The following is a 4,948-nucleotide window of genomic DNA, read 5'->3' on the forward strand; positions in this document are numbered from 1 at the left end:
GATTCCACAATAGTGGCGGTGGGTGCTATGGTAAAAGTTCATTGAGTCTTCTCCCTTGTAGTGCTTGGTCGCCTTCCAGCTTAGCGGGCAACCGCTGGGCTGGGGAGAAGGCTCAATCAGTATCAAGGCAGTCAACATGACGCCAAAAGCGTGGTGCTTTCGGTTCCCTCCGCTGCGCTTCGGCGCCCGTTACCGCTAGTGTTCGAGCGCATCAATGACTATCGAAGAAGCATTAAAGGTTGCAAGGGAAATCGGGACATGGATCCACGGGCAAACGGATAACTCAGAAGTCAGGAATGAGCGCCGAACCATAATGGCGGCATCTGCAATGCAGCACGTGCTAGATATTGCGGATGCGATAGTAGTGCTCATTGGAGAAAACCTACAGGGTGTTGCGCTCACACTTGCGAGACCGCTACATGAAGGGTACACGCAAAGCGTCTGGCTTCTAACTTGCGCAACTGAAGAGCAACTTGATAAATACTCAAAAGGGATATGCCCGAAACTGCAGACACTCGTGAAGCAAATCGGCGACGATCCTGAAACTGGCGGTGCATTCATCAAGGGGATGACGGAAAAGAATATCTCCGACTTTAATAATCTCACTCATGGCGGAATGGCGCACACTTCCAGGCGGTCATCCGAGGTAGGAATCGAGCAAAACTACGGTGAGGAAGAGATTTTTGCTTTACTGAAAGCTCGAAATCAATATTGCATGCTCACAGCATTCTTTCTTCTAACCATTATGGAGAAGAAGAATTCTTTGCTGGAGTTGGAAAAAAAGCGGAGCGAATGGGAATCTGCGCTCCTGATGTCACGCCCCTGCTGCAAACGTTAAAGAGGTATCAATGGGCCTTCAAGAATTTACTCGCGACGTCGTTCCTATTGCAGCGGTATTGGTGGCTGTATTTGGCGTTCTATTAGTTTGGAGGCAATTGCGAACCGCCAATGTCTCACTCGAACAGACCTCACGTTGGCACAGGATTCATGCGACATATAACTTTTTTGATCTTGAAAGAAGCATCGAGCTTGAGGTTAGAGCAAAAGAAAATGCACGTGCGCAGGGAGTCTCTGTTGAGGACGACGCAATTTCAGATGAGTCGATTAGGGAAATTGTTGGAAACTATAACCTTGAAACTCCATTTAATCGCTTTTTGAATGATATTGAAGTATACGCCTGTGCCTACTTCGCTGGAGCAATCGATCAAGAAATCAGTTACCACATGCATGGTAGTAGAGTCGTCGCGAAGTACCGAATGTATCGAGACTACATCGAATTCTATAGAAAGTTTAAAGGGCAACCGGATGTGCTCATTGAGCTTGAAAAGCTGGCTCTTTTATGGGAAGCAAGGCTAATAGACGAAAGAAAAAGTCTTCGAGTGAGCGAAGTTTTTCTAGGCAAGGCGGGCAGGCCGAATTATGGAATGCGATCTGAGCATACCGATTGAGTCTTTAACAAATCGCGTCACTCGGACGCACTAACGTGCGCCGGTGCACTAAGCGTTATATTTCTCGGAGCTGGAGCATTAGATGCTGGATCTCGATAGGTTTATCGTTGAACTAGACCGTTTGATTACGACAGTCCACTTCTACGACGAGGTTTACTGTAACGAGGAAGGCATCAAGGCGATCAGCGGCTTATCATTGGAAGCTGCAAAGATAATTCAGCTTTCGGTTCACAATGACATCATTCTTTCAACAGCACGACTATTATTCGACGGTAAAGGCTACGAGTCATTGGGAACCACATACGAATATCTCAGTCAGTACAGCTTGGTTTCCACCTATCAAGAGCACGTTGATCAAGAGTTGCAGGAACACCGAAACAAGATTCTGAAATTAAAACAAAAGATCAATGTAAAAGATTATCGAGACCTGGTAATCGCGCATAATGATAAAGCTACCATTACGGGCCAGAACCCCCTCCCCAAGCACCAAATTGAAACCCAAACTCTGTTGGATTTGCTCAGAGAATCGAGGTCACTGTTGTTTGGAATACGGCTGAAAGTCGCTAGGGAAAATGGGGAGACAAGTCTTCCCATCACTGATGGCAATGTGCATCGTTGCGGTGTGGGGCGAAAGTTCGTACAGCGAATCAAAAAAATATAACCAATGCAGGCAAGGGGCGCTCCTGCTGCTCGCGTTAGCAAATAAGGACATCACATGGATGAGTGGCAGTACCTTTGGGACCACTTCAAGTTTAATGCAGATCAGAGGTTAAAGGGCTTCAACTTCTTTGTGCTTCTCTCGATCTTCGCAGATGGTGGCGTTTTTACCGCCATCGACAGGCAGTTCAATCCTGTCCTTCTCGTGTTGCTGGGGTCGTTCATCATTATTCTAGCGCTTGTGTTCTGGCTTGTGGATTTGAGAAGCCAACACCTTTTACGCCTCACCATCCCGGGTCTTAAGGAACTCGAGAAGGAGTTCCCTGAGCACAGCAGGCTCTTCGCGAATGATGCGGGTCGCCACGGAGTAATTGTCCGATACAGTACAGCGTTTCGTGTACTGATCTTTTGCCAATTTATCTTTGGTGCTGGTGTAGTTGTCTATGGTGCAATCCGATGGACTTGCTAACCAGTCACGGAAGGCGGACGGCCTTTAGCCGCCGCTTCGTTCAGCGTTAGAAACTCAAAAAGGAGGCGAGGTGCTTCGGCAATTTGGAAAAGAGTTTCTGGTGTGTTTCTTCGTGGGCACATTGCCAGTTTTCGTGGCTTATGCAGTGGGCACAGTGGACAGCGTCATAAACACGCTGAATAACCTCAATCCCGGTGATCCAATCGTTTGGTACTTTCTGTGCTTACTCGGCGTGCATCTAATCGTTTACTTGGTAGATAAATTTATTTTTAAGCCCAGAGAAGGGGTGAGAAAATTCTTTGCTTCTGCAAGGGAATTAACACACCAAATTGGTTTTAGTCTCCACGGGGTTTATCGTGCGCTAGCAGGTGCCATGCCTGCTGCCGCAGGAATCATGCTGTTCGAAGAGGGCTTGTCCAGCTCAGCAAAAGCCCTACCAATTGCGGCAATTTTCTTTTTCGGTTGTTTCATAACCAGCTGCATACTGACTTGGCTTGCTAAATCTACAAAACCGAGGCAGTTTCTGTTTTCTAACCAATTGTTGTAGTTCGTTCCGGGCCTCCGGCCCTACACCGGGCGCCCAATTCGTTGCGCTACATGGGCGCTGCTAAACAAAAGCGTTATTAATCAGGGAGTAGCCATCGATGGAATGGCGCAAGGACGATTACCTAATCACCGACGACAAATCCAGGGTGCAACTGGAGGTCGTCCACCGCTTGCTTGCCGCAACCTACTGGGGTGACCGCCGCTCCAGAGAAATCGTAGAGCGTATGGTTTCAGTCTCCATCTGTTTCAGTCTTTACCATGGCCTCACTCAGATAGGTTTTGGGCGGGCAGTCACCGATGGTGCTACGTTTACCTGGGTTGCGGATATTGTTATTGAACCCGAGTTTCGTGGCACCGGTCTGGGGAAGTGGATGATGGAATGTTTGTTAGAGCATCCGGCCACAAAGGGAACCCAAATGGTGTTGCAAACCCGCGATGCACATAGGCTGTATGAGAGGTTTGGATTCTCTGGAAATAATGCTCTCATGAGCACCGGAGTAACTGATTTATAAGAAGTCGCGGGGACGCCCTTTTCATGGCGCCTTCGTGGCCATTCCAAGGTCGCCGGGGCACTCTGCGTTAGAAACTGGTCGAGAGATGGATAAGCCCGAATATCTGTACCACGGTACTCGAAAAAAACTGGATCTGCTGAATCCGACGCAGGGTGTTGGATATGGCATGGCGGACAACGAGCACGGCGTTTATGCTGTTTCAGAACGGGAGTTGGCAATCCCTTTTGCAATTTCATATCGTCCTCTCAGCGACGGAGCAGTTTTTTCTGTTGAAACCTCGGAGCGTCCACCTCGTATCGTGCTTAAGAATACCGAGGTCGATTGGGACCGGGTGGGATATGTGTACAAGGTCAGCTCCGAAACTTTTGAGCAAATTGATTCAGAGCAGTGGTTATCCAGGGTTCCCGTTCAGCCGGTTGAAACTGAGGAAATCAAGCCAGAATCCTATCGGAACTGGATGGTGTACAACTCAGAGAATTAGAGACGGTTCGAAAAGCGACGCCCATGACAGTGCGCCTTTGGCTCCATTTAATGGGCGTGATGGTGCAGGCTTTATTTCTAAAGACAGGGAGTAGTCTCCATGAATCGAGAAGACCTGAAACAAGTACGAGAAGACTGGTACGCCGCGTATTTTGCTGGTGACACTGAGCTCCTTGCCCAAGTTCAGGCAGACCATTTCACGGTTACCACCGAGCGTGGAATCCAATCCAGGAAATCCCAGATCGATGCTATTTCCTCAGCCAAACGGAACGGGAGCTGGTTTCCTCAGGGCGGTGAAAAACACGATATAGAGTTAGGTTTTCAGGATGCGGGTGGCAGCACTAAAGTAACTGGCAAGGGATACACCCTGACTGGCGAATCCAAAGGTCCGGTGGTGGAGTTTGCAGAAACCTGGGAGTGGGACGGCAGTGCTTGGCAGGTTGTCAATCTGAGCTACGGCGCGGCCCGAAACTAAAATTATCAAGTTGATGCAGTTTGCGGCTGACGGCCACCAGACGCCCTTTCCATGGCTCCTTTGTCGCCATTCCAAGGTCGTCGCTGAGCTCTGCGTTAGGCCAAGAGTTGACCATGGGACATATCCCGCCTGCGATTAGCTTGAAGGCGTGCTCAAGCAGCCTATAGACTTGGGTAGCGCATTCCAATTGCTTGCAGCCGCGATGTTCACACTCAATTACCTCGTCTACTTTGTGGGTAATCCCCCCATTTTTAGCGGGGTTCAAAAGTAGACCTTAGGCCATCATGGCCAACTTCTGTTGAGGGGTAATCCCTCCGAGTCCCATATTGGGTCGTTCGTGATTGTAGTGCCAGAGCCAGCG

8 protein-coding genes are annotated in these 4,948 nt (G+C 49.0%); all 8 read left to right on the plus strand.

The annotated features are described in order from the left end of the window. Positions 1-214: 214 nt before the first annotated feature. The 8 genes from FO268_RS22550 (at position 215) to FO268_RS22585 (ending at position 4,587) form a co-directional block, all read left to right on the plus strand. Positions 215-838: a DUF6988 family protein gene (locus FO268_RS22550; protein ID WP_150995399.1), complete on the plus strand. Its 624-nt coding sequence runs from the start codon at positions 215-217 to the stop codon at positions 836-838. Between the two features lie 10 nt (positions 839-848). Further along, on the plus strand, positions 849-1,448 hold the full coding sequence (locus tag FO268_RS22555) for a DUF4760 domain-containing protein (RefSeq protein ID WP_150995400.1): 600 nt from the start codon (positions 849-851) through the stop codon (positions 1,446-1,448). Between the two features lie 82 nt (positions 1,449-1,530). Further along, positions 1,531-2,109 carry an AbiU2 domain-containing protein gene (locus FO268_RS22560; RefSeq protein WP_150995401.1) on the plus strand — a complete coding sequence of 193 codons (579 nt, stop codon included), beginning with the start codon at positions 1,531-1,533 and terminating at the stop codon, positions 2,107-2,109. Between the two features lie 54 nt (positions 2,110-2,163). After that, positions 2,164-2,574 (plus strand): hypothetical protein, encoded by a 411-nt coding sequence (locus FO268_RS22565; RefSeq protein ID WP_150995402.1) that lies wholly within the window; start codon positions 2,164-2,166, stop codon positions 2,572-2,574. A gap of 70 nt (positions 2,575-2,644) precedes the next feature. After that, the gene (locus FO268_RS22570) at positions 2,645-3,121 is read left to right on the plus strand and encodes a hypothetical protein (RefSeq protein WP_150995403.1); all 477 of its coding nucleotides are present in this window, start codon (positions 2,645-2,647) and stop codon (positions 3,119-3,121) included. A gap of 97 nt (positions 3,122-3,218) precedes the next feature. Then, positions 3,219-3,632: a GNAT family N-acetyltransferase gene (locus FO268_RS22575; RefSeq protein ID WP_150995404.1), complete on the plus strand. Its 414-nt coding sequence runs from the start codon at positions 3,219-3,221 to the stop codon at positions 3,630-3,632. 85 nt (positions 3,633-3,717) lie between these two features. Further along, positions 3,718-4,113: a hypothetical protein gene (locus FO268_RS22580; protein ID WP_150995405.1), complete on the plus strand. Its 396-nt coding sequence runs from the start codon at positions 3,718-3,720 to the stop codon at positions 4,111-4,113. A gap of 99 nt (positions 4,114-4,212) precedes the next feature. Beyond that, positions 4,213-4,587, plus strand: a complete 375-nt coding sequence (locus FO268_RS22585) for a DUF4440 domain-containing protein (protein WP_150995406.1) — start codon at positions 4,213-4,215, stop codon at positions 4,585-4,587. The last annotated feature ends 361 nt before the right edge of the window (positions 4,588-4,948 follow it).

The organism is Marinobacter denitrificans (assembly GCF_008795955.1).
In the GTDB taxonomy this organism is placed as follows: Bacteria; Pseudomonadota; Gammaproteobacteria; order Pseudomonadales; family Oleiphilaceae; genus Marinobacter; species Marinobacter denitrificans.